Raw genomic sequence first — 23,075 nt, forward strand, 5'->3', positions numbered from 1 at the left:
CGCGATTATACCGGCTCGCCATGGCCCACCCGCCGCTATCGTACGGCGAGTCTCACGCGAAGATCCGGCACGCAACTCAGGCGTTGAGGAAGCCCAGATCCGTTGTGGCGAAGTTGCCGGCGTTGGGCAGCACGAGTGGCAGGTCGCCGGCGGAGACGCCCATCCAGCGCGCCAGCGTGGCTGCGTACTGGTCGACCGAGGTGGTCGGCAACAGGCGGCCGTTGCCGACGTCAGTGCCTGTATTCAGCGCGACCGTGGGGAACTGGCCGTAGATGCGCCCCCCTTTGACCGCGCCACCGACGACGAAATGGTGGCCCCCCCAACCGTGGTCGGTGCCGTCGCCATTGTTGAGCAGCGCACGGCCAAAGTCCGATGCGGTGAACAGCGTCACCTTGTCCGATACACCGAGTTGCTCCATGCACTGCTGGAAGTAAGCGACTGAACGGCCGACCGAGCCGAGCAATTCGGCCTGCTTGGCAAGCTGGTTGTCATGTGTGTCGAAGCCACCCAGCGTGACGAAGAAGACCTGGCGGCGTTGCTGCATGTTCTCGTCGTCACGCACGCCTATCATGCGCGCCACGATGCGCAGCTGCTGCGCCAGCCTGTCCTGCGACAGGTCGAGCGGGATCATGACGCGCGGGTCGTTCTCTGGCAGCTTGGCAAGTGCTGCGGAGACGAGGCCTTGTGCCTCGATGGAGCGGTTCACGACCGTGCTGTATTCCTGCTGCAGCACGTCGCCGCCGCTCTGCTGTTGCGAAAGTTGCTGTGACCCCATGATCTGCTCGCGCAGCGCTTCGGCACCCTTGGTCGAGCCGTAGATGTTGCTGGCATTGAGCCGGTTGATGCTTACCGAGCCGCTATTGGTGATCTGGTACTGGATCGTCTTGTTGCTGGCCAGCAGCACGGCATTGCCTGAGGTCGAGATGGCAGTGAACAGGTGCTTGCCATTCATGCTCGACAGCAGATCGCACATCTTTCCGCCCCAGCCCATCTTGGCGCTCTCGGGCGAGAAGGCCTGCCAGATGGCTTCCTGATCGTTGTGCGAGAAGAGCTTGGGCGGGCGTGCGATGTTTGTGCCTTTGAACGTGGCGGCATCCTTGATCGGCACGACCAGCGGGCCGACGTTGGCGATGATGGCGGCATTGCCCTTGTCGAACAGGCCTTGCATGGCGCCGAGCGAGGGGTGCAGGCCGAACTCGCGACCGGGCGTGTTGGCGGCCTTGATCGGCAGCAGGGCATCGCGGGCGATCGCGATGTCACGGCGTGCTCCTGCGTAGCCGTCGTAACCGGCCTTGTCGTAGGGGACGACGGTGTTGTGGCAATCGTTGGCGCCGCGCATGAACAGGCACACGATGGCGCGATAGTCCTTGGGGTCAGAGGCGGCAGCGGCCGCGCCGATGCCGGCCAGGCTCAGGCCGAAGGGCGCCGCACCGCGCAACAGGCCGAGAGCAGAAGTGCGGCGCAGGAATTCACGACGGGAAGCATTGTTCATGACGACTGGTCCTTATTTCTGCACGAGATATTCGGGGGACACCATGGTCAGCAGGATGCCCAGCTTGACCCGGTTGCGGCGTGCGTTCTCGGCATTTGTCGGGTTGTTGGCCGGGATGCCCACGCCCGCAACCGCATCGACGATGCGCTTGCGGCTGACCGGCGACAACTGGCCGGCCGTGAGCAGCAGGTCGAGGTGCTCGACCAGTTTCTCCGGCGAGCCGGCCAGCGCCATCTGCTCGCTGTAGTCAGGCTGGATGTCGCGTTTGCCGTTCAAGGTCTTTCCCGTACCGCTCTCGACCGTGCTCTGGATGAAATTGGCATAGCCGGCCACCGAACTCTCGCTGACGATCTGCATTTCCGGCGCCACCATGTTGGCGCTGGCGAGCTGCGTGCCGGGCGGCACGTAACCGGGACGGAAGAAATTGAATACGGTCGGCGAACGCATCGGGCTCTGGCCAAGTGCGTTGCCCGGATTGTCGGTGTTGTACATCTGGAACTCGCCGGAGGGGGAGGTGGCATGGAATGCGCGCATCCACTGCGACAGGCGCAGTACGGGCTCGCGCACCTTGCCGAAGTCCTTGTCCTTGAGGCTGGCCGCAGAGCGGGCTTCCGGGTCGAGCAGTACGGCACGCACCACCGCCTGCATGTCACCGCGCACGCCTGCACCATTGTTGTTGAAGGCCTCCGCGACGCGGCGGACATAGGCCGGGCTCGGATTGCTGGTCACGAGGCGCTGGATCAACTGGCGACCGAAGAAGGGGCCCACATTGGGGTGATTGAACAGGCGATCCATGGCGATCTTGAGATCAGCGTCCGGCTCGGCCTCCTTGCTGGCTGGAATGGTCACGCCCAGAAAAGACTTGGCGCTGGTCGAGTGGAACTGTGGATAGCCGAACATGGGCTTGATCTCCCAGTCGGGGGTGCGGCCGGCGTTGAAGAAGTTGGCATCGGTGGTCTCCCAGGCGTTGTAGGAGAAGCCGGTGAATACCTTGGCGAGGCCGGTGATGTCTTCGTTGTCGTAAGTCTCCAGCGCCTGGCCATTCTTCATCTTCGGCGTGCCATCGGTGTTCAGCTCATAGAGGCCGATGGTGAACAGCTGCATGATCTCGCGTGCGTAGTTCTCGTCCGGCACGCGGCCCTTCGACGGGTCTTCTTTCATGTTCTTGATGTGCGACAGGTACACGCCCATCGCCGGGTGGCGCGAGACCTCCTCGATCAGTGTGCGGAAGTCGCCGAAAGCGTTGCGCGCCAGCATGTCCTGGTAGGAGGAGACGGCACGCATCTTCACGTCCAGCATGCCCTCCATCGAGATCACGAAGATCTCCGAGAGTGCGAAAGCGACGCGCTGGCGTAGCTGGTCGGGTGCTGTTGCCGCGGTCTTCCAGAAAGCGCGGAAGTACAGCTCCTGATTGAGGTTCTTGCCCTTCTCGAGTCTGGCGTGCTCGGGTTCGATGATGGGCAGCAGCCGGGTTTGCGGCAGTGCGAACTGCTGGTTCAGCCAGGCCGCATAACTACTTTGGCTGAGAGCTTCGATTTCGCTCATGTTCGGGCCGAAGGTGGCTTGCTGCAGGAAGCGCGACGCCTCCTTCACGCTGGGGGCGGGGGCTGCTGCCACGACGCCGCTGGGGCGGGCGATATTGCGCGGCTCGTCCGGCCAGCTACGGTAGTTCGCGCAGCCAGAGAGCAGGGTGGCGCTGCCCAGCAGCAGCGCGAGCAGGCTGGCGGATGCGTTGTGTTTGAACCGTGAAAATCCAGGACTCATGCATGCCATGGGTGTCTCTTCGATGGGCCAGCGGCCACCGCCTCATTTTTGTGGGTTTCGACAATAACGTCTGATTCGGGTAAAGGTTTCACACGACCGACAGGCGGCATTGCTGCATTGCATTACAGACCGGCCCCTGCGCTGCCGTTAAATGCGCGAAGGTCAATCAGGCAGGCAATGCAGGTGCAACGGAAAGGAAAATCGACATGACGGGGATGGATTCGTTCATGTGGCGCGGCACCATCAAATGGACCGAGCTGATCGCCGTGGCCGAGTATGTACTCGGGCAGTGGAATGTCGTGACGCGCTTCATCAGTAACACCGACAAGCGCGAGCATTTATGGACGGCACGCCACGAGAGTGTTGCCCAGCCCTTCCTGGTGCTGTCGGACGACAACCTGCGCGGCAGCCTGCCACGCATGGGCAACCCCATGGCCTTGCTGTTGCTGATCGGTATGGCCCACGCCCGGCCTGGCTGCCTCGACGTGAGCTTTGCCAATGGCCAGAAAATCGACCTGCAGAAGTTCGAACCTGCAGACCTCGTCAGCCTGCTCCCGCTGGCCACTCACCCGGCACACAGGAAACTGGCAGACATCGCGGTCTCCCTGCCTGTGATGCCCGCGCCCACTCCCGTACCTCCGGCCCGGTAAGCCAAGGGCCTTTGCTGCAGGTGCGCAATCGGCGTGACGGGTGTCACGCAGGTACGCCATTTGACTTGCCTGCCGTCGGGAGGCATCCCATTTCATGGCTGTTGACCCTTATGCTTTTGCGTCACGAGCCGTTAAATGACCCATGGAGTCTGAAAAGCCGGGTGTCTTCGTCGGGTTCTATGGAGCGGATGTCGCCACTGGCGCATGCCGTACCTCGACCGCCCTTGCGCGGGTGTCTCTTCCCGGCGATGTAGTTGTCGATTGGCCGTGCCCTGCGCATGGCAGAGTTTTTGCATTGCGTTTGCTCAATCCTGACTCCCCGTGCGTGCATGGTTAATCGCCTCGAAATACATTCGATCTGGAGTGGCCTCGTGCAGGCCTGGAAGGTCATCTGGCAGGATGCCGCCGACTCGCAGCGCTGGGCAGCCTTTGCCCCGCATTGCGATCGCCTGATGGTATTGGCGCGCCAGCAGGGGCTGACGCGCATCGAGAGCGAATTGCTGCCGTTGCTGGAGTTACTGCAGAAGCTCTCCAGGCCGGGCGAGGAGGACAAGGCCGTCGTCGACCGCTTGCTGCCAGGTGTGTTCGCAGCGGTGCGCGAAGTCTGTAGCGACAACTATGATGCCGAGGCACGTGGCGGCGCCCACAGCATGCCGGTGATCGTCATGCTGGTGCAGCATGCTTCCGCCTGGCAGGAGCTGGGTCTGCAGATGGAGCAGTACGGCTATCGCCTGCAGATCTTTTCCAACTACAGGCTCGGCATGCAGGCCGCCATCACCGCGCGCGCGATTGCCGTCGTCGTGGAGCTGGGGACCTCGGATGATGCGGCCGTCATGGCCTTGATAGATGAGCTCAACCGCTATGGTCCGAAGTGGTTTGCGCTGGCACGTGAAGCGAGTTTTGCTCTGCGCCTGACTGCCGTGCGACATGCCTCGCACGGTTTCTTCCTGACGCCGCTGTCCGCGCCCATGCTGGCTGATGCAGTCGACCCGCTGACCTTCAAGACCAAGGACGAGCCGTACCGCGTGCTGATTCTCGACGACTCGCCGACCGTGCTGGCCTCGATCCGCAAGACGCTCAACCAGTTTCCGAACATCCACACCCAGACCTTGCGTCAGCCCGAGCAGGTGCTCGACGTGATGGGCGAGTTCTCGCCAGACGTGCTGCTGCTCGACTTCCACATGAACGGCTGTAACGGGCTGGAAGTCGCGAAGATCATCCGCCAGAACAAGACCTTCGAATCCGTGCCCATCGTCTATCTCACGGCCGAGACCAGCGAGCATGTGCAACTCGAAGCGATGCGCAATGGCGGCGACGATTTCCTCACCAAGCCGATCAGCCAGGCGCAGCTGGTGAACACCGTCATCAGCAAGGCCGAGCGCTACCGTGGCTTGCGCAAGTTGATGGTGGAAGACAGCCTCACCGGCCTGTACAACCACGTCAAGGCCAAGACCCTGCTGCAACAGGCCATCCTCATGGCCGAGCGGCAGAAGAGCACGGTCAGCTATGCCATGCTCGACATCGATCACTTCAAGCGCGTCAACGACACCTATGGCCACTCGGTGGGCGACAAGGTGATCCGCGCGCTGGCGCGCTTCCTCAAACAGCAGGTGCGGCGCGCCGACGTGGTCGGTCGTTATGGCGGTGAAGAGTTCGTCATCGTCTTTTTCGACTGTACGCCGGACGACGCCTTCGAAAAGCTCAACGAAATGCGCGAAGCATTCGGCCTGGTACAGCACACATACGAGGGCGGTAGCTTCTCGGTGACCCTCAGTGCAGGCATCGCCAACTTCCCGGCCTACCTGACCATGGGCGAGCTGGTGGTGGCGGCCGATGAGGCGCTTTATGCTGCCAAGCGCGCCGGGCGCAACTGCGTGATGCGCGCCGCCATTCCCTGACAGAAATCTGGCCCGGACGAGCGCTGCTCGATCCGGGCCAGAGAATCTACTGCCAGCAGTCCACAGCGCGCTCAGTCACGCTGGATCAATTCAATCTTGTATCCGTCCGGGTCCTGCACAAAGGCGATCACCGTCGTGCCGTGTTTCATCGGGCCGGCCTCGCGAGTCACAACACCACCGCGTGCCTTGATGTCGGCGCAGGCCTTGTAGGCATCCGTCACCGCCAGCGCCACGTGGCCAAAACCGGTGCCGATGTCATATTTTTCAACGCCGTAGTTGTAGGTCAGCTCGATTACTGCGCCTTCTGATTCGTCACCGTAGCCGACGAACACATTCGTGAACTTGCCTTCCGGGTAGTCGGACTTGCGGATCACGTGCATGCCCAGCACCTCCGTGTAGAAAGCGATGGAAGCGTCGAGATTGCCGACGCGGATCATGGTGTGAAGTACGCGCATTGATTGCTCCTTGGCTGATGCGTTGCGTTGTTATGGCGGGGGGCGAGTTGGCATGATGTGGCGTGAGGTGCAGCTCACCACGCCGGAATGATGGTGTGCGCTTCGCGCAATGCTGCCTGCGCGTCGCGGTGGTCGGGGTACATCAGCTCGACGACATCCCAGAAGCGTCGCGAGTGATTCATCTCGAGCAGATGCGCCAGCTCGTGCGCGACCACGTAGTCGACCTGCGCATTCGGCAGATGGATCAGGCGCCAGTTGAGGCGTATGCCGCTGCGCTCGCTGCAGCTGCCCCAGCGGGTGCGGGCGTTGGTGAGATACAGCGGCGGCAGTTTCACGTGTGGGGCGAACTGTTGCAGCATCCAGCCGTACTCTTCGATGCGTCCGCCGAAGTAGCGCAAGGCATAGCCTTGCAGGGCGCGCATCAGCATGGCTTTGGGTGCTTCGTTCGGGCGCATGCGCAGATGAACTTCGCGGCCATTCACGCCATCCAGCCAGTCGATGCGCGGCGGGATGCCCGTCGTCAGATGCACGCGGCATGTCTGGCCCAGCATCGGGAACTGCGTGCCGTCGGCGACTTCGAATTTCTGGGGGACGGGCCGTGCCGTCCATTCATCGAGCTTTTCGATGATCCAGGCGCCGCGCTCGCGCATGAAGCGCTCGGTCTCGGCGATGCTGACGCGGTGCGGGATGCTGACCGTCAGGCCGCGCTGGTCGATGGTCATGCCCAGCGTGCGGCGCGAGGCGCGCTTGAGGGTGTAGGGGATACTGCGCGCGCCGAACTGGATACTGCGCGTTTCGGATTCCTGCAGGCTTCTGCGTTTATCGAGGCCTATTGCCACATGTGTTCCTAGACGTTGCCCGGCTCCGCAGCCACCGCAGGGGAAGTTGCCGACCGGCCCTTGTAGTGATGCGGGAACAGGCGACGCATCTCGCCTTCGATCCAGGCTTCGGCCTGCGCATTGACTTCCTCGGGCGTGCGACCCGCCGTCTCGATGGTCGGGCCAATGCTGAAGATGATTTCGCCGGGAGACTTCACGAAGGCATTGCGACCCCAGAATTCACCGGCGTTGTGGGCAACCGGCACCACGGGTGCCGCCGCCGCAGTGGCGAGGCTGGCGCCACCGATCTTGTAGCGCTTGGCCGAGCCGATCGTGGCACGCGTGCCTTCGGGGAAAATCACCACCCAGAAACCTTCGGCAAGGCGCTGTTTGCCCTGGTCGATCACCTGCTTCAAGGCGTCCTTACCCGCAGCGCGGTCGATGGAGATGATAGGCATCTGTGCCAGGCCCCAGCCGAAGAACGGGATCTTCAACAACTCGCGCTTGAGCACATAGGCCACCGGCGGAAAGATGCGTTGCGTCGCAATCGTTTCCCATGCCGATTGGTGTTTGCACAGAATCACCGATGGCACGCTCGGCAGATGTTCGCGACCGATGACGCGGTACTTGATGCCGAGGATGCCCGAGATCAACGGCATGGCGATCTTCGACCAGCAGGTCACGATGCGATAGCGCGTTTGCGGGGGGAACGGAAAGGTGAAAACCGAGAACACGCCAAACACGATGGTGATGGGCGCTATGACGATCATGTAAAGGGTAGAGCGGAAGACGTTCAACATTTTTGGTCTTGTGTGATGACTGGGTGAAGCTGCTCAGATCTGTTCTGCAGGCCTGCGTGACAGGAGATGGTCGGCGACTGCGGCCAGATCGGGAAATACTTTCGTGCCCTCCGGCAGGTCCGGATCGACCGCTGTTTTCGTGCCCTTGCCGGTGAGCACGAGGAAGGGCTGGCAACCTGCCGCCACACCGGCCTGCAGGTCGCGCAGGCTGTCGCCCACGGTAGGCACGCCCTTCAATGCCGTGTTGAAGCGCTCACCGATCTGCAAGAACATGCCTGGTTTTGGCTTGCGGCAATCGCACGTCGAATCGGCCGGGTGAGGGCAGAAGAATACGGCATCGATGCGCCCACCCGCTTGACCGACCAGACGCATCATCTTGTCGTTGATGGCATTGAGCGTGTCCATATCGAACAGGCCGCGCCCGACACCGCTCTGGTTGGTGGCAACAACGATGCGATAGCCCGCCTGGTCGAGACGCGAAATCGCATCCAGGCTGCCCGGAATCGGCTTCCATTCGTCAGGCGATTTGATGAACTGCGCGGAGTCTTCGTTGATGACCCCGTCGCGGTCGAGAATGATGAGTTTCATGCGTGAGTGTCGGCGCGCTGGCCGGATCCTGCGGATTTACAGCTGCCAATGGTAGCCGATTTGCGCAATGCCAGCGCCTGCTGCGCATGGACGAGGCGCTGCCTTGCGCAGCCGGTTGTCACGGTATGCCGCGCCAGGGGGCGGTATGCCCGGGCATCTGCGGTAAAGTGCGCGCCCTATGAAAAAACATAAACTCCCCCTCTATGCGCTCATTTGCGCGAGCTTGTTGTCCGGCAGTGCCGGCGCGAGCGAAATCGTTGGCGCGGGCTCCTCTGCCGCCGCGCCGCTTTACAACGCCTGGGCGCAGGACTGGAGCAGCGTCGCCGGCGGCATCCTGAAATACGCGCCCGTCGGCTCAAGCGCAGGCATCAAGGCCATCCAGGAAGGCAAGGGCGACTTTGGCGCCTCCGACGTGCCATTGCCGAAGGAAGAGCTCGACAAGCACGGGCTGATCAACTTCCCGGTTGCCATCTCCGGCATCGTGCCCATCGTCAATCTGCCGGGCATGCCGCGCGGTGAGCTGCGACTCAGCGGCACCGTGCTCGCGAACATCCTTGCCGGCCAGATCACGCAGTGGAACGATCCACAGATCGGTGCGCTCAACCGCGGCCGGGCTCTGCCCAATCTGCCGATCCACGTCATTGCGCGCGAAGATGGCTCGGGCACGACCTACGTGCTGAGCAACTATCTCGGCAAGGTCAGCGAAGGCTGGGCGAAGAACTTCGGCAACGACTTCAAGATCAAGTGGTCGGCCTCAGTCAAGCAGGTCAAGGGCACGTCGGGCATGCTCGAAGCTGTCGCAGCGCAGGCAGGCGCGCTGGGCTATGCAGAGTACGGTCAGGTTGAAAGTGCACGTCTCAACTACGTGCGCGTGGCGAACCAGAAAGGCCGTTACCCGCAGCCGGATGCTGCCAGCTTCACCGCAGCGCTCGAAGGCAGTGCCTGGAGCACGGCGGGCAAGTTCGAAGAGATGCTGACCGATGCGCCAAGCATCAACGCCTGGCCAATCACCGGCGGCACCTTCATCGTCATGCCGAAACGTGTGGCCGACGCACGCCGTGCCGAGACCGTGCTGTCGTTCCTGACCTATGGCTTCGCCAAGTGCGATGCGGCGACTGCAAAACAGCGCTGGATTCCGTTGCCCGAGCGCACTCAGGCGCGCGTCGTGCGCGAAATGTCGCGACTCACCGATGCTCAGGGCGGGCCGCTTAGCTGGAAGCTCAGCTACTGATCCCAGCACACAAACAAGAAAGCCCGGCGATGCAGCGCGCATCGCCGGGCTTTTTTCTTTTGGCGCGCTAGTCTTACGCCGACAGCTTGGACAGGTCCGCCACGCGGTTCATCGCCGCATAGAGTTGCGCCAGCAGGGCGAGCCGGTTATTGCGCAGCGCTACATCGTCGGCATTGACCATCACGCCCTCGAAGAAGGCATCGACCGGCGTACGCAGCGCGGCCAGTGCCTGCAGCGAGCTGGTGTAGTCGCCTGCAGCGAAGGCCGCGTCGGCTTTCGGCGCGATGCTTGCCAGCGCTTCGGACAAGGCTTGTTCGGCCGCTTCCTTCAGCAAGGCATTGCTGATGGTCGTCGGTACTTCGCCCTCGACCTTCTTCAGGATATTGCCCACGCGCTTGTTGGCGGCTGCCAGCGATGCGGCTTCGGGCAGGGCGGCGAAGGCGCGGACGGCAGCGAGGCGCTTCGCCAGGTCGCCGAGGCGCTCCGGGCGTTGCGAGACGACGGCATCGACTTCCTGTGCCGAATAACCCTGCTCGCGCAGATTGCCGGCGAGACGGTCGAAGATGAAGTCGGACAGTGCCGCGGAGGCATCGGTGATCTGCGCGCCGAACGCCATGGCGGCATCCTTCAACAAGGCATCGAGCGATAGCGGCAGATCGCGTTCGATCAGCATGCGGATCACGCCCAGCGCGTGGCGGCGCAGCGCGAACGGGTCTTTGTCGCCGGTCGGGATCTGGCCGATACCGAACATGCCCACCAGCGTTTCCAGCTTGTCGGCAAGTGCGACGACAACACCGACCTGATTGCGTGGCAGTGCATCGCCCGCAAAGCGCGGCTTGTAGTGATCCTCGATGGCGTCCGCAACGGTATCGCCCAAGCCATCATGCTTGGCGTAGTAGCCGCCCATGATGCCTTGCAGTTCAGGGAACTCGCCGACCATGTCAGTCACGAGGTCGGCCTTGGCGAGCTGCGCAGCCGTGTCCGCCTGCGTGACATCCACGCCAAGCTTCTCCGCGATGCCACGGGCAATCGCACGCACACGTTCGACGCGCTCGCCTTGCGAGCCCAGCTTGTTGTGATAAACGACCTTGGCGAGACTTTCGATGCGCGATGCCAGCGTCTTCTTGCGGTCCTGGTCGAAGAAGAACTTGGCGTCGGAGAGGCGCGGGCGCACCACGCGCTCGTTGCCTTCGATCACAGCGCTCGGGTCAGCCGGGCGGATGTTGGAGGTGATCAGGAACTTGTTGCTCAACTTGCCATTGGCATCAAGCAACGGGAAGTACTTCTGATTGGCCTTCATCGTCAGGATCAGGCATTCCTGCGGCACGGCGAGGAAGGCTTCCTCGAACTCACCGACGAGCACGTTCGGGCGCTCGACGAGGCCGGTGACTTCATCGAGCAGCGCTTCATCCTGCACGGGATGCACGCCACCACCGACCTTCTCCGCAGCTGCGCGAAGTTGCAGCGAGATTTCCGCACGGCGATCCGCGAAACTGGCGATTACGGCGCCTTCGCGTTCCAGCTGTTCCGCATATGCATCCGCGTTCTTCACGACCACCGTGTCAACTTTCGCTTCGAAGCGATGGCCCAAGGTTTCACGACCGGCCTTGAGGCCGAGAACGGAAACATCGACCACGTCGGTGCCGTGCAGGGCGACCAGCTTGTGTGCCGGGCGCACGAAATTGACCGTGTCCCAGCCATCGGCAAGTTGGTATGCCATTACCTTCGGGATCGGCAATCTGGCGAGCGTTTCTTCAAGAGCCTTCTGCAAACCGGTAGCTAGCGCCACGCCGGGCTGCACGCTGTCGAAGAACAGCGCTTCGGCCTTGCCATCCGGCACGCGCTTGAGCGAGGGTACGGCGCTGGCATCCGCACCAAGGCTGGCGAGCTTCTTCAGCAGCGCAGGCGTGGCCTGTCCGTTGGCATCGAGACCGACGGCGACGGGCATCAGCTTCTGCGACACGGATTTGTCGGCGGCTTGAGATGCGACGTTCGCTACCTGCACGGCAAGGCGGCGTGGCGATGCGAACGAGGTGACGATGGCGTCGTTCGCGGCCAGACCTTGCGCCTTGAGGCTGTCAGCAAGCAACGAGGAAAAGGCTTCGCCAAGTTTCCTCAGCGCTTTCGGCGGAAGCTCTTCAACGAACAACTCGACGAGAAGGTTTTGGGTACTCATATCAGGCAGCCTTCTTTTCGTTTTTCTTGGCCAGGTCGGCAAGCACTTCGTCAGCACGTTCTTTCTGCGCCATCGGGAAGCCGAGTCGTGCGCGGCTGTCGAGATAGCTTTGCGCAACGGCGCGTGCGAGGTTGCGGATGCGACCGATGTAGGCGGCACGCTCCGTCACGCTGATGGCGCCGCGCGCGTCGAGCAGATTGAACGTGTGTCCGGCCTTCAGCAGCTGTTCATAAGCGGGCAGGGCGAGTTGCGCTTCCATCAGGTGCTTCGATTGCTTCTCGTGCGCACCGAAAGCGGTCAGCAGGAAATCGACATCGCTATGCTCGAAGTTGTAGGCGCTCTGCTCCTGCTCGTTCTGCAGATACACGTCGCCGTACGAAAGGCCCTCTGTCCAGGTCAGGTTGTAGACGCTATCGACACCCTGCAGGTACATCGCAAGGCGCTCGAGGCCGTAGGTGATTTCGCCGGTGATCGGCTTGCACTCGAGGCCGCCGACTTGCTGGAAGTAGGTGAACTGCGTGACTTCCATTCCATTGAGCCAGACTTCCCAGCCTAGGCCCCAGCAGCCTAGCGTGGGGTTCTCCCAGTCGTCCTCGACGAAGCGCACGTCATTTTTCTTCAGGTCGAAACCGAGCGCTTCGAGCGAGCCGAGATACAGCTCGAGGATGTTCGCAGGCGCAGGCTTCAGGACTACTTGATACTGGTAGTAGTGCTGCAGGCGGTTCGGGTTCTCGCCGTAGCGACCATCTTTCGGGCGGCGCGAAGGCTGCACATAAGCGGCTTTCCAGGGCTCCGGGCCGATGGCGCGCAGGAAGGTCGCGGTGTGGCTGGTGCCGGCGCCGACTTCCATGTCGTAAGGCTGGAGCAGGGCACAGCCCTGCTGGCTCCAGTAAGTCTGGAGGCGGAGGATGATTTCCTGAAAAGTCGGTTTCGCGCTCATAAGCTCGGTCAGGTCGAAGGCGGACAAGAAAAAAAACGGGGCAAAATCGCGCAGCCGTCGATTTCGCAAAGCAGGCGATTTTACAGGGATTGTGGCGTGCGCTGCCGATCGCTGCGCAATAGAAGCCGCCTCCGGATTGTGCGAGAACACATTCAGGCTTGACGCCTGCAGGAAGCATTTCTATAATGCTGGGCTTGCTGCGATCCAGCGGGAGTAATTGTTGGCCGCAACGGGTCGGTAGCTCAGTCGGTAGAGCAGCGGACTTTTAATCCGTTGGTCGCGAGTTCGAGTCTCGCCCGACCCACCAGATTGCTGTGAAAATCTGCGGCAACGAGGTTCAGAAACGCCAGAAGTAATGTAAGATCGCGCCTCTCGCGCTTGGGGGTATAGCTCAGTTGGTAGAGCAGCTGACTCTTAATCAGTAGGTCGTAGGTTCGAATCCTACTGCCCCCACCAAAATTCAAGGGCTTAGCCGAAAGGCTAGGCCCTTTTCACATCCGGGCGTGACAGAAACGTGACTAACTCCACCACGTTGTCCGGCTTCTCCCGTTCGATCCTAGCTGCGGCGCTTCTGAGGTTCTCTGTCGCGAACTTGGCGTAGCGATCCACCATCTGGCGAGATTTCCAGCCGCCCAAGTCTTTCAACTCATCGCAGCTCGTGCCCGCCTGACGGTGCCACGACGCCCAAGTGTGGCGAAGATCGTGGAAACGGAAATCCTCGATCCCTGCTTTTTTGAGCGCAGTCACCCACGCCGTATTCGTCACTTGAAAGACGATGGGCTTACCCCGGAAGGTGAAGCAATACCGGGAATGCTTGCCCAGCTCTTCAGTCAGTACCTCGATTGCATCCGCGTTCAGCGGTACGCCTCGCGGCGTTCCATTCTTGGTCTGATTAAGCCAAGCGGTCTTGCGTCGCAAATCCACTCGATCCCATTCCAGACCGGTAATCTCTCGCGCCCGGCATCCAGTTGCTAGGGCAAAGCGCACCAACGCTGCCAGATGGGCAGGGCAGGCCGCGATGAGCCTGTCTGCCTCGTCCTGCGTCAGCCACCTGTCCCGTTCAACCTCGCCGGACAGCAGGCGAATCTTCGGGATGCTATCGATCCACTGCCACTCGTCCCGCGCAATACGCAGCAAGCCACGCATGAGCGCCAAGTAGCGGTTGATCGTTGCAGCGCTGTTACCTTTCTTCATCTCGCTTTGCACGATCTGCCACACCACGTCCCCGGTGATCTGGTTCAGCGTCAGGTCGTACAAAAACGGATCAAGCACGCGGCACATGCGCTGCAGATCCTTGAAGCTGCGAAGCTTCGCCTTGATCGAGAGATACCGCACCACGGCTTCCTGCCATGTGCGCTGAGGCTTGATCCCGAAGTGCTCGGCCTTGTATGCGTCCAGCGTGAGCTTGGCTAGCAGGGCTTTTGCTTCTTCGTAGGTTTCAGTCCCAGCGCTTTGGCGTATGCGTTTGCCATTGGGAAGCGTGGCGGCAATCCACCAGAACCGGGAATCCGGTCGGCGATAGATGCCATTTTCTCGGGCCATAAGGTTTTCTCCTTTCCGGCCCGCCCTCGTTCGCGCTGCTTATGTTCCTCAAGCCATCTATCCAGGTCAAGCTTGTCGAACACACAGCGCCGTCCCAGCTTGATGCAAGGCACGCCGAGTTCCATCAGGAGGGTTACCCCGATCCCGAGATACCCGGCGGCCTGTTCCTTGGTCAGGCATCGCACTGCGGGCAAGGGCAGGCCGCTCTCTTCCGGTTTAGCCGCCTCGGGTTTGCTTGCGGTACTCACGTTCGAACGCCTCAGTCTTGAGCCTTGCCTTCTCCTCTTCGGATACGGCGGGTGCGTTAGCGATGGTGTTGAACTTGCGGCCCTTGATGCGCACTTTTTCTTCAACGTATTGCTCAAAGCGTATGCCGTCGAAATCGGCGCGTCGTCGGTAGAAGTCCTCCACGAGTTCGCGCAGGAGTGACCACGCACGCCAAAAATCGAACTCGCCCTCTCGCGCCATGTAGCTGGTCAATGCACTGAACGCAGTGCGAGACAGAAAAGCGTCCTGCGGCGCACGTGTCGCTTCGAAGCGTTTGGAGAGTGGCCCGCCATCGTTTTCCCAATCGATGGACGCCAGTGCGATCCAGAGTGGATGAATGGGCCAGCGTGAGCGCGTTTTGTCGTCAGGGTTTGGCAGCGTCAGCTTGAGCCATTCGGTGGTGGCGTAGCTCCACAGGCCATTGAGGTGTTCGAGCGTGGTGTAGAGCATGGAGAGCCCCTTCTGTGTGAGGACTTCACGCCGTAGCTGGAACTCCAGCCGCCATACACGCTCGCCAGCTTTCCATCCGCGATCAGTCCAGAGGCTATGCAGATAGAATTTCTTGCTCTTCTCCAGTTCAAGGGTTTTGTCGTAGAGGCGGCAGGACATGACGCCGCCCTGTCCAATGGCCCAACCTGAGAACTCGCCCTCTACAGCGTAGGCACTCACCGACGACGCACGGGTGACCCACGCTTCACGCGTCCAGCTCTCCATCGATACATTCGAAACGAAATCCACGTACAGGTCGATACGGCTGACCTTGGCGGAGTCGGTGATCTTGCCAAGCTGCCCGAGCAGGAGCTGCAAATCGTCTTCTGCGGCTTGCGTCGGCTTGTGGGCGAGGTAGGCCGAGGAGACCTTTACGTAGGCCATTGGCAGGCGCTTGGAGCGTCTTGATAACTGGATGCGGAAGGCGTTGTCATCGAGGACATACGGGAACATGCCAGTGCCCTTGTCCTTCACTTCAAACAGGTGGTCACCGAGTGCGAGCTGTGCGCCGGCTTGTTCATGTTCTGCCGCCGACTGTGCAACCTGCTTGAGTTCCTTCAGCTCGCGTTCAGCTTCGGGATTCAACTCACCTTCAAAAGACAGGTAAAGGCTATCAACACCCCAACGCAAAGGCTTGAAGAAGGGCCCAATGCTGGAATTGGATGCTGTGTTACTAGGCGCCGCATCCCTGACGCCGGCCGTGCCACGGTCGGCCTCCTCGCTGCCGCTGCGGCTGGCCGCCCGCTGCGCGGCCGGCTCGGCTTGTGCGGGGATGGAAGAAACAGGCTTGCCCGAGTTCGGGCCTTTGGAGGTGCTCATATCCGCTCCTTGCGGTTCGCCGGACGTGCCGAAATGGCGTCACGGAACGGATATGGAAGTTATGCATCGCGGGTGATCGAGGCGACCACCTCAAATTGCGTTTTCAGGTGGTTGCGTATTTTTTGGCTTCTCGAAACTGCTTGCCCAAGCTCTTTGTGGCGTCCTGCGGGTCTGAATGTCTGTAGATGCGAAGCTCTTCGACAATCAGCTTCTTGAGCTTCGCATCACTGATGTCTGTCAAACCGAAATCCCTCAGCGCGAACATGACGAAGCGAACGTCGTCCAGACTCTTTTGGATTCTCTTGGAGGGGCCTTGCAACGCTCGCCCCAGCTTCCTGAACAATTCAGCGTCGTTCATGAATTGTGCGCGTGTGATGATGGCGGCAATAGGAGGGCACGCCAACACGGAACGGTCGATTGTCACAGCTTTGCAGAGCGAATCGAGATCGCCTGCCTTCGCTTCGGATACCAAGGCATGCATGGAGCGGTGATAGCGTTCGATGGCAGCAATGTTGCGCTCCGCTACCATAATGAACGCCAGAAAATGCGGAGCCGCCGCGTCATCTAATTGAATGTCCGTGTCTAGGTCGCTGTCCATCTCATCGAGGATTGCTTGCTGAGGGTCGCCGCTTTTCGCGAGATCATGAAGCCAGTCCCCCGCCCCTGCACCGACGATGAGTCGCGCTAGCAGTTCCACTAAAGGAAACTCGTACATTGCTGCCCAGATCAACCCCGACTTGAAAAAAATATCTATTCGCTCGGGATTGGCTTCGCTGACTGCCTTTGCGAGCTCGATTCGCTGTGCCCGAAAGCCGTGAAAATGGCGAACGAGTTGTTGGAACTGCTCTCGGGTGAGTTTTCCATACTCCTTCATCATAGGTGTATAGCAGTCGTGAGATGCGTTGGTGCTATGAGTGTTCGTCTATCGAGTGAAAGTTCGCCACATAATTTCCATAGATAAGATGCCCCTTTATCTTGTTCAGGTTTTCACCGTCAATCGCATTTTTTTGAATCAAATGGCTGTAGGCACGTAGCTTATTTCGATACCCTTTTGTGAGGCGGACCGTTTCTCCATGCACTAGAAGACCATGAACCTTCAGCCTGTCTGGAAGCGATGAAAATTCAATTTTTCCTTCAGCCAAACACCAAGGTGATCCGACAAACAAGCCAATCGACTCCTCTTTCAAGCCCTCTGGAAAAGCGCCAATTCCAGAAAATACAATGTCATCGGCGTACCTAGACAAACGCACATTGTATTTCTGAGAAAACTCAGCAAGCTTCGCGTCTATTGCGCCAAAACACAGGTTTGAAAGCACGGGGCTGGTTGGGGCGCCTTGCGCCAAGAAACCATGGAGGCAACAGAGCTGAGCTAACAAGATGGAGGTCTGATTGTTGAAGCCCAAGCTCGCTAGAGAGCTCTCCACAAGGCCAAAAGGGGTAGTTGGAAAAAAATTCTGCACGTCTATGGAAAACACCCATTGAGCGCCGCAGTGTATGGCAGCGGCCTTCACGTGAGAGCTTCCGGGTATAAACCCAAAAACATGGGAAGGGGGCGAATATGCCTCTTGAAACCGGATCGATAGCCACTTCTGGAGCACTTTTAGCGCAACCCGAGGCGCGTCGATATTGCGCACCCCGTTTCCTTTTGGAATCGAGAATGAACGATAGTGCTGTTGTGGCCGCGTCACAAATGACCAGATGATGCCCGGGTTGATCCCGAACATCGTCGCAAGAACTTGAGCGTTTGCAATTGGCGGAAGCTGCAATGAATCCAGCCGATGCATTTCAGCAAAGGAAGGCTCATCCATGCCTTCAAGAGCCTTCTTCAGCTCGGACAGGGACGAGAATTGGAAATAGCGGGATTCAACAAACGGGCGCGGGAGCTTCATTTAGCAAAGCAAAGCTTTCGTAGAGAGACTGGAGAACTTGACGGTGATTCGAAGGAGCGCTGGCAAGTTCTCCAGTCTCCTTCTAAACCACACCTTGGCAAATTGGGCGTGATGCACGCCCGCGCCGAAGCCCCCGCTAGGTGACGTTACTCTATGCGTCTAGCAAGCGCAAGCAGGCGTGTTATGTCGGGGCTAGACCGATCCTTGGTTGTGCCCAAGCTGCGAATCGATTCCATTGACAATGCATATTTGTTGCCTGCTAGCCAAACGATTTTTCCATCCTTTCTCATCAGCTCCAGACGTCTCTTCAGCCAATCATCAGAAGGTATTGTAAATCCGCTTTGGACTAGAGAATCTTTCAGGACAGACAGCTGAACAGGCGCAAGCCTACGTATTCCTCTCATGCAGACGAACACGCTCGGAAGGTTCTCCCCGCTCGTCGGTCTTATGGAGACAGGTGATATATCGAGCTGCGCTAAGTAAAAAATGACCCTATCCCTTATGGGCTGAAGACTCTCTTCATCAAGCGCACGCTTTGTCTCAAGCCAAACGTGAGGGTTTTGGTCGTTGGTTGATACGAAGACATTTCTAATGTGGTCTCCAAATTTATGCAAAACGGTTGCGCGAAGTCCAGCCTCGATGTCGTAATTTCTCTCATCCGCAATGAGAAATTCAACGTGCGCGTCTGCCTTTCCAATCTCAACACGTGCCGTATTTAGCAAAATATTGCTCGGCCTTTGCTTGTTGTCAGAGTCGCGTGAAACCGTAACCGGAACAAAGAAATGGCAAGGGCGATCAACATCTTCAATGATCGCCCCTGAAACCGGTATCCCCATGCTTGCTAGTAACGCAACAATTTCATCTTCGTTCATCAACTTGCATCCACGCCTGTGAAATCGTATCTAAAAACGCTCTCGCCCTAAAAGGCCAGTCTTTAGCAACGTGAACGCTGACTTTATTCAGATAAAAAGGCTGCTCACCTGAAAAATCGACAAGTATGTCTGGATGGTAGTCAGCAGCAACACGTGTTGCCTTTCCTTGCTCCATGACTTTCGCTAAATCCTCGGCTGCCGAAATTGCTCGTGCGCAAAGATTCTCAAGTTCAAAGTCCCCCGCCCTTAGCGCTCGCTTCCGACCTTTGCCCAACGATTCCTTTATTGCACCACGCAACATATTGGGGATGTCCGCGTGAGGGATATTTCCAGCCCACTCTGGACGTAAGGCAGATATTCCGCGCTTCACAGTCAGAAAGGTTGCGTAGTAGTAACGATTAAATGCTGAACGTCCAAACGTGTCTCGCTCAGGCGAGGCTCTGCTTAGAGCCTCCTGCCTTAAATATTGAGCGACAACTTCCATGTTTTATTTCCGTTGGCGTTATTGGTTTAGCCGACCCGATTTTCCTCTTGTGGCGAAAGCAGGGCGACGCTCTAGTGACTGTTGGGCTATCTACCGGTCAAATTCGCGGCAGGCAATTCCGGAAGTGATCATGCCCGCAAAATAAGTGCATGCCTATGGGGTTGTGCGGCAATCGAGAGGGGGGCGCACGGGTTACCCACCGGGCCGCTCTCCTCAGGCTTGTTTGAGGCAGCCGTCGGCGGCCCCGTGGATAACACGTGAGGCCTGTCGCGTGATGGGAACGTGACAGAAGCGGCGAGTATTGACGGGTTTTGGCGAGCGAGGGCGGGCTAAAATGTCAATAAAAACAATAAGATGCGAAACTCTTAATCAGTAGGTCGTAGGTTCGAATCCTACTGCCCCCACCAAAATGCAAAGCCCAGTCCCCGGACTGGGCTTTTTCATTTCTTCCCCCGAATTTCCCCTTGTTCCTTTACGCGCTCGCCTCGACGCTTGTGCTGGCATAGGCGCTGCTCGACCTGACAACGGGTTGAGGTGCCGTCGTGTCGGTCGGGTTGCTCGTTTGCTTGCCGCCGATGAAAGACAGGCCGCCCAGCAGGGAGACTTGCTCATAGGCGTCGAGGATGCTGCGGATCGATCGGCTACTGCTGTTGCCGAGGAACGAGAAGCCCGTGCTTTCCAGCGTCGTGCTGCCATCGGCTTGCTGATCGAGGCGATTGTTCTCCAGTTGCGACAGGAATTGCGAAGTTGCGTATTGCTGCAGCAGACCGGCCGAGGTGTAGAGCTGGCCACCCGCGACATAGCTGAGGGTCGGGCTGAGCAGGTTTCTGGCGAGAGCGTCGTTGATGCCCCGGTTTGTGCTGGTGTTCTGCTGGGCGAGTAACTGGCGCGCGAAGTCGGAGAATATGGTCTGGACCGATGCTTCCGGGGCGGCGCTGGTTTCCGTCGCTGCCCGATTGGCGGCCACAGCCGTGACTGTCGCCGGGGCAACAAGCGGGCTGATTGCGGAGAGGCTGGAAAGGGCGTCCATGGCGGGTGACAGGGCGTGCACCAGTTTCATTCTTAGGTGGCGATCGGGCAAAGGTCAAAACTGCGCGCCATTCCGGGAACAGGGTTTTATCTGCCGGAATTGGGCTCCGGCAGGGGACGGAGCTGTTCAAGCGATGCCGGTTTATCGTCGATAACATCTGCACGGGCCGGCCTCCGGCCTTTCCGTTTCCGTTCGATCCTTACGCGCGACAAGCCGTCCATGCATAGAGCCACTCATTCGCGCGCTGTCTCCCTGCCAGGCCCGTATGCATGCCTGGTGCGTCTGTTCGTGTGTTGCACGCTGTTTCTCGCCGGCACTCCGGGGTTCGCTGCGCCGCCATCGCAGGCTGCGCCCGCCGCGACCAGCGCCTTGCGCGTGACGATGGATGACAACTACCCGCCGTATGTCTTCCGCGATTCGCGCGGCAAGCTCAATGGCTATCTGGTGGATGTGTGGGCGCTGTGGTCGCAAAAGACCGGCATTCGCGTGGATCTGGTCGCGACGGATTGGGATCTTGCCAAGATGCGCATGGCGACGGGGGAGGCCGACGTCATCGACACGATCTTCCAGACGCCGGAGCGCGAGCGTTCGATGGATTTCACCAAGGCCTATGCGCAGATTCCCGTGGCGATCTTCAATCACGTCAGCATTGGCGGCATCACCAATCTGGAGAACCTGCGCGGCTTCCTGGTTGGCGTCAAGGCGGGTGACGCGTGTATCGGCGCACTGGAGAAAGCAGGGGCCGCCAATCTTCTGCCGTACCCGAGTTACGAAGCGCTGGTGCGCGCTGCGGCGGGCGGGCAGGTGCGGGTGTTCTGCATGGATGAGCCGCCGGCCAACTACCTGCTTTACCGCGAGCATGTGGAGGGCGAGTTCCACAAGGCGTTCGAGCTCGAGTCCGGCGCATTCCATCGCGCTGTTCACAAGGGCGATGCCGCAACACTGGCCCTCGTGGAGAAGGGCTTCGCAACCATCAGCGAGTCCGAGCTGAATGCACTGCATGACAAGTGGATGGGGCGCGGTGCCGAGCGCTCCCACTATGCCCGCATGCTGGGGTACGGTGCGCTCGCAGCGCTGTTGGTCGGCTCGGTACTGGTCTTGTGGGGCGTCACCTTGCGGCGCCAGGTCAAGCAGCGCACCTTCCAGCTGGACCGCGAGCGTTCGCGCCTGCGCACCCTGGTCGAGACGATTCCCGACATGGTCTGGCTCAAGGATCCGCAGGGGGTCTTCCTCGAATGCAATCCGGTTTTCGAGCGTTTCCTTGGCGTGCCGGAGCGCGAAATCATCGGCAAGACGGACTACGATTTCGTCGATCAGGAGCTGGCGGACTTCTTCCGCGAGAATGATCGCAAAGCCGCGCTGGCCGACCGCCCCAGTGTCAATGAAGAGTGGCTCACCTTTGCGGGCGACAAGTACCGCGGTCTCTTCGAAACGATCAAGACGCCGCTCCGGGATGCCGAGGGAAAACTGATCGGCGTACTGGGTATCGCGCGCGACATCACGCAGCGCAAGACGGCGGAAGATGAGATCCGCCAGCTGGCTTTCTTCGACAGCCTGACCTGCTTGCCGAACCGCCGCCTGTTGCTCGACCGCCTGCAGCACGCGGTCACGTCCAGCGCGCGCAGCAAGCGTATGGGTGCCTTGCTCTTCATCGATCTGGACCACTTCAAATTCCTCAACGACGCGCAAGGGCACGACAAGGGTGACCTCTTGCTGTGCGAAGTCGCGCGCCGCCTGCGGGCGTGTTGTCGTGACAGCGACACGGTGGCGCGTTTCGGTGGCGACGAGTTCGTCGTGCTGCTCGAGGACATCGGCGAACAGGCCGACGCGGTTGCCGCGCACGCCGAGCTGCTCGGCGAGAAGATCCTGCGCACGCTGCGCGAGATCTACGTGCTCGACGGGCGCGAACACCACACGACTTCGAGCATTGGCGTGACCCTGGTGGGCGGCAGCGAGAGCAGCGTCGACGACCTGCTGCGCCATGCCGACATGGCGATGTACACCGCCAAGGCGGCCGGGCGTAACACCTTGCGCTTCTTCGACCCGCACATGCAGGCCACGGTGACGGCGCGCATTACGCTCGATGCGGACCTGCGCCAGGCCTTGCAACAAGAAGAGTTGTTGCTGCATTACCAGGCGCAGGTGGACGGCAATGGCCGCGTGACCGGTGCGGAAGCGCTGCTGCGCTGGCGTCATCCCGAGCGTGGCATGGTGAGCCCTGCCGAATTCATTCCGCTGGCCGAGGAGTCCGGGCTGATCCTGCCGATCGGTGCATGGGTGCTGGCGGAGGCTTGCAATCAGCTGGTGGCGTGGGCACGCCAGCCGGAGCTGGCCCACCTGTCGCTGGCAGTGAACGTCAGTGCGCGGCAGTTCCACCAGCCCGGCTTCGTGCAGGAGGTGCTGGCCGTGCTCGAGGAAACCGGCGCTGACCCGCACCGACTGAAACTCGAACTCACCGAGAGCATGTTGTCCGACGATGTGGAAGACATCATCGCCAAGATGGAGGCGCTGAAAGTGCACGGCGTGTCCTTCGCGCTGGATGATTTCGGCACGGGCTATTCCTCGCTGACCTATCTCAAGCGCCTGCCGCTGTACCAGCTGAAGATCGACCAGTCTTTCGTGCGTGACATCCTCAGCAATCCGCATGACGCTGCCATTGCGCGGGCCATCGTTGTGCTGGCGCAGAGTCTCGGCCTCGGCGTCATTGCTGAGGGTGTGGAAACCCAGGCGCAACGAGAGTTTCTCGCCAACCAGGGCTGTACCGACTACCAGGGCTACCTGTTCAGTAAACCCTTGCCAGCCGAGGCCTTCGGGCAACTCTTCCAGCTGGCGTGACGGGCGCCGCCAAAAGGCGCTACTCTTCAGCGACCC

19 protein-coding genes and 2 tRNA genes are annotated in these 23,075 nt (G+C 60.1%); 6 read left to right on the forward strand and 15 right to left on the reverse strand.

The features are described 5' to 3' along the window. Window positions 1–76: 76 nt before the first annotated feature. Together VVD49_RS07250 and VVD49_RS07255 are read right to left on the reverse strand one after the other, a co-directional pair. A complete protein-coding gene (locus VVD49_RS07250) occupies window positions 77–1,492 on the reverse strand; it encodes a DUF1501 domain-containing protein (RefSeq protein ID WP_327598469.1) in 1,416 nt (471 codons plus the stop codon). Window positions 1,493–1,504: 12 nt separating this feature from the next. Next, on the reverse strand, window positions 1,505–3,256 hold the full coding sequence (locus VVD49_RS07255) for a DUF1800 domain-containing protein (RefSeq protein ID WP_327598470.1): 1,752 nt from the start codon (window positions 3,254–3,256) through the stop codon (window positions 1,505–1,507). Between the two features lie 206 nt (window positions 3,257–3,462). On the opposite strand from VVD49_RS07255, the gene VVD49_RS07260 reads away from it, so the two are divergent. Together VVD49_RS07260 and VVD49_RS07265 are read left to right on the forward strand one after the other, a co-directional pair. Further along, window positions 3,463–3,906 carry a hypothetical protein gene (locus VVD49_RS07260; protein ID WP_327598471.1) on the forward strand — a complete coding sequence of 148 codons (444 nt, stop codon included), beginning with the start codon at window positions 3,463–3,465 and terminating at the stop codon, window positions 3,904–3,906. Between the two features lie 329 nt (window positions 3,907–4,235). Continuing rightward, window positions 4,236–5,804, forward strand: a complete 1,569-nt coding sequence (locus VVD49_RS07265) for a GGDEF domain-containing protein (protein ID WP_327598472.1) — start codon at window positions 4,236–4,238, stop codon at window positions 5,802–5,804. A gap of 71 nt (window positions 5,805–5,875) precedes the next feature. Here the strand turns inward: VVD49_RS07265 and gloA are convergent, their stop codons facing one another. The 4 genes from gloA to gmhB form a co-directional block, all read right to left on the reverse strand. Next, window positions 5,876–6,259 carry a lactoylglutathione lyase gene (gloA, locus tag VVD49_RS07270; protein ID WP_327598473.1) on the reverse strand — a complete coding sequence of 128 codons (384 nt, stop codon included), beginning with the start codon at window positions 6,257–6,259 and terminating at the stop codon, window positions 5,876–5,878. Between the two features lie 74 nt (window positions 6,260–6,333). Next, on the reverse strand, window positions 6,334–7,098 hold the full coding sequence (locus VVD49_RS07275; RefSeq protein WP_327598474.1) for a M48 family metallopeptidase: 765 nt from the start codon (window positions 7,096–7,098) through the stop codon (window positions 6,334–6,336). A gap of 8 nt (window positions 7,099–7,106) precedes the next feature. Beyond that, window positions 7,107–7,874, reverse strand: a complete 768-nt coding sequence (locus VVD49_RS07280; RefSeq protein WP_327598953.1) for a lysophospholipid acyltransferase family protein — start codon at window positions 7,872–7,874, stop codon at window positions 7,107–7,109. 36 nt (window positions 7,875–7,910) lie between these two features. Beyond that, window positions 7,911–8,465, reverse strand: a complete 555-nt coding sequence (gmhB, locus tag VVD49_RS07285) for a D-glycero-beta-D-manno-heptose 1,7-bisphosphate 7-phosphatase (RefSeq protein ID WP_327598475.1) — start codon at window positions 8,463–8,465, stop codon at window positions 7,911–7,913. A gap of 178 nt (window positions 8,466–8,643) precedes the next feature. Between gmhB and pstS the strand changes: the two genes are divergently transcribed. Beyond that, window positions 8,644–9,696 carry a phosphate ABC transporter substrate-binding protein PstS gene (gene pstS / locus VVD49_RS07290; protein ID WP_327598476.1) on the forward strand — a complete coding sequence of 351 codons (1,053 nt, stop codon included), beginning with the start codon at window positions 8,644–8,646 and terminating at the stop codon, window positions 9,694–9,696. Window positions 9,697–9,769: 73 nt separating this feature from the next. On the opposite strand, the gene glyS is transcribed toward pstS, so the two are convergent. Then, the gene (glyS, locus tag VVD49_RS07295; protein WP_327598477.1) at window positions 9,770–11,872 is read right to left on the reverse strand and encodes a glycine--tRNA ligase subunit beta; all 2,103 of its coding nucleotides are present in this window, start codon (window positions 11,870–11,872) and stop codon (window positions 9,770–9,772) included. Window position 11,873: 1 nt separating this feature from the next. Further along, window positions 11,874–12,812 (reverse strand): glycine--tRNA ligase subunit alpha, encoded by a 939-nt coding sequence (gene glyQ / locus VVD49_RS07300; RefSeq protein ID WP_327598478.1) that lies wholly within the window; start codon window positions 12,810–12,812, stop codon window positions 11,874–11,876. A 231-nt stretch (window positions 12,813–13,043) separates the two neighbouring features. Between glyQ and VVD49_RS07305 the strand changes: the two genes are divergently transcribed. Both VVD49_RS07305 and VVD49_RS07310 read left to right on the forward strand, forming a co-directional pair. Beyond that, window positions 13,044–13,119: transfer RNA gene (locus VVD49_RS07305), tRNA-Lys, on the forward strand. A 73-nt stretch (window positions 13,120–13,192) separates the two neighbouring features. Further along, window positions 13,193–13,268: transfer RNA gene (locus VVD49_RS07310), tRNA-Lys, on the forward strand. A 24-nt stretch (window positions 13,269–13,292) separates the two neighbouring features. Here the strand turns inward: VVD49_RS07310 and VVD49_RS07315 are convergent. The 7 genes from VVD49_RS07315 to VVD49_RS07345 all read right to left on the reverse strand — a co-directional run bounded on the left by VVD49_RS07315 (window position 13,293) and on the right by VVD49_RS07345 (window position 20,234). Then, complete coding sequence (locus tag VVD49_RS07315) at window positions 13,293–14,354, reverse strand: integrase (RefSeq protein WP_327598479.1); 1,062 nt, start codon at window positions 14,352–14,354, stop codon at window positions 13,293–13,295. 216 nt (window positions 14,355–14,570) lie between these two features. Then, the gene (locus VVD49_RS07320) at window positions 14,571–15,929 is read right to left on the reverse strand and encodes a replication initiation factor (protein ID WP_327598480.1); all 1,359 of its coding nucleotides are present in this window, start codon (window positions 15,927–15,929) and stop codon (window positions 14,571–14,573) included. A gap of 103 nt (window positions 15,930–16,032) precedes the next feature. Then, a complete protein-coding gene (locus VVD49_RS07325; RefSeq protein WP_327598481.1) occupies window positions 16,033–16,806 on the reverse strand; it encodes a hypothetical protein in 774 nt (257 codons plus the stop codon). A gap of 31 nt (window positions 16,807–16,837) precedes the next feature. Beyond that, window positions 16,838–17,818 (reverse strand): reverse transcriptase family protein, encoded by a 981-nt coding sequence (locus VVD49_RS07330; protein WP_327598482.1) that lies wholly within the window; start codon window positions 17,816–17,818, stop codon window positions 16,838–16,840. Between the two features lie 146 nt (window positions 17,819–17,964). Continuing rightward, window positions 17,965–18,690, reverse strand: coding sequence for a hypothetical protein (locus tag VVD49_RS07335; RefSeq protein ID WP_327598483.1), 726 nt, complete (start codon window positions 18,688–18,690; stop codon window positions 17,965–17,967). After that, entirely contained in the window at window positions 18,677–19,174 is a 498-nt protein-coding gene (locus tag VVD49_RS07340) for a hypothetical protein (RefSeq protein WP_327598484.1), read from the reverse strand. The genes VVD49_RS07335 and VVD49_RS07340 overlap by 14 nt, the downstream gene beginning before the upstream one ends. A 472-nt stretch (window positions 19,175–19,646) precedes the next feature. Then, window positions 19,647–20,234, reverse strand: a complete 588-nt coding sequence (locus VVD49_RS07345; RefSeq protein ID WP_327598485.1) for a hypothetical protein — start codon at window positions 20,232–20,234, stop codon at window positions 19,647–19,649. A gap of 189 nt (window positions 20,235–20,423) precedes the next feature. On the opposite strand from VVD49_RS07345, the gene VVD49_RS07350 reads away from it, so the two are divergent. Continuing rightward, a complete protein-coding gene (locus VVD49_RS07350) occupies window positions 20,424–23,039 on the forward strand; it encodes an EAL domain-containing protein (RefSeq protein ID WP_327598486.1) in 2,616 nt (871 codons plus the stop codon). Window positions 23,040–23,075: the final 36 nt, after the last annotated feature.

Origin of the sequence: Uliginosibacterium silvisoli (genome assembly GCF_036017035.1) — a bacterium.
Taxonomy (GTDB): Bacteria; Pseudomonadota; Gammaproteobacteria; order Burkholderiales; family Rhodocyclaceae; genus Viridibacterium; species Viridibacterium silvisoli.

What these genes read in the sequence shown, in the direction of transcription:
- VVD49_RS07250 (WP_327598469.1), bottom strand. Translation starts at nt 1,492, where the DNA reads ATGAACAATGCTTCCCGTCGTGAATTCCTGCGCCGCACTTCTGCTCTC.
- VVD49_RS07255 (WP_327598470.1), bottom strand. Translation starts at nt 3,256, where the DNA reads ATGAGTCCTGGATTTTCACGGTTCAAACACAACGCATCCGCCAGCCTG.
- VVD49_RS07260 (WP_327598471.1), top strand. Translation starts at nt 3,463, where the DNA reads ATGACGGGGATGGATTCGTTCATGTGGCGCGGCACCATCAAATGGACC.
- VVD49_RS07265 (WP_327598472.1), top strand. Translation starts at nt 4,236, where the DNA reads ATGGTTAATCGCCTCGAAATACATTCGATCTGGAGTGGCCTCGTGCAG.
- gloA (WP_327598473.1), bottom strand. Translation starts at nt 6,259, where the DNA reads ATGCGCGTACTTCACACCATGATCCGCGTCGGCAATCTCGACGCTTCC.
- gmhB (WP_327598475.1), bottom strand. Translation starts at nt 8,465, where the DNA reads ATGAAACTCATCATTCTCGACCGCGACGGGGTCATCAACGAAGACTCC.
- pstS (WP_327598476.1), top strand. Translation starts at nt 8,644, where the DNA reads ATGAAAAAACATAAACTCCCCCTCTATGCGCTCATTTGCGCGAGCTTG.
- glyS (WP_327598477.1), bottom strand. Translation starts at nt 11,872, where the DNA reads ATGAGTACCCAAAACCTTCTCGTCGAGTTGTTCGTTGAAGAGCTTCCG.
- glyQ (WP_327598478.1), bottom strand. Translation starts at nt 12,812, where the DNA reads ATGAGCGCGAAACCGACTTTTCAGGAAATCATCCTCCGCCTCCAGACT.
- VVD49_RS07315 (WP_327598479.1), bottom strand. Translation starts at nt 14,354, where the DNA reads ATGGCCCGAGAAAATGGCATCTATCGCCGACCGGATTCCCGGTTCTGG.
- VVD49_RS07320 (WP_327598480.1), bottom strand. Translation starts at nt 15,929, where the DNA reads ATGAGCACCTCCAAAGGCCCGAACTCGGGCAAGCCTGTTTCTTCCATC.
- VVD49_RS07325 (WP_327598481.1), bottom strand. Translation starts at nt 16,806, where the DNA reads ATGATGAAGGAGTATGGAAAACTCACCCGAGAGCAGTTCCAACAACTC.
- VVD49_RS07330 (WP_327598482.1), bottom strand. Translation starts at nt 17,818, where the DNA reads ATGAAGCTCCCGCGCCCGTTTGTTGAATCCCGCTATTTCCAATTCTCG.
- VVD49_RS07335 (WP_327598483.1), bottom strand. Translation starts at nt 18,690, where the DNA reads ATGAACGAAGATGAAATTGTTGCGTTACTAGCAAGCATGGGGATACCG.
- VVD49_RS07340 (WP_327598484.1), bottom strand. Translation starts at nt 19,174, where the DNA reads ATGGAAGTTGTCGCTCAATATTTAAGGCAGGAGGCTCTAAGCAGAGCC.
- VVD49_RS07345 (WP_327598485.1), bottom strand. Translation starts at nt 20,234, where the DNA reads ATGAAACTGGTGCACGCCCTGTCACCCGCCATGGACGCCCTTTCCAGC.
- VVD49_RS07350 (WP_327598486.1), top strand. Translation starts at nt 20,424, where the DNA reads ATGCATAGAGCCACTCATTCGCGCGCTGTCTCCCTGCCAGGCCCGTAT.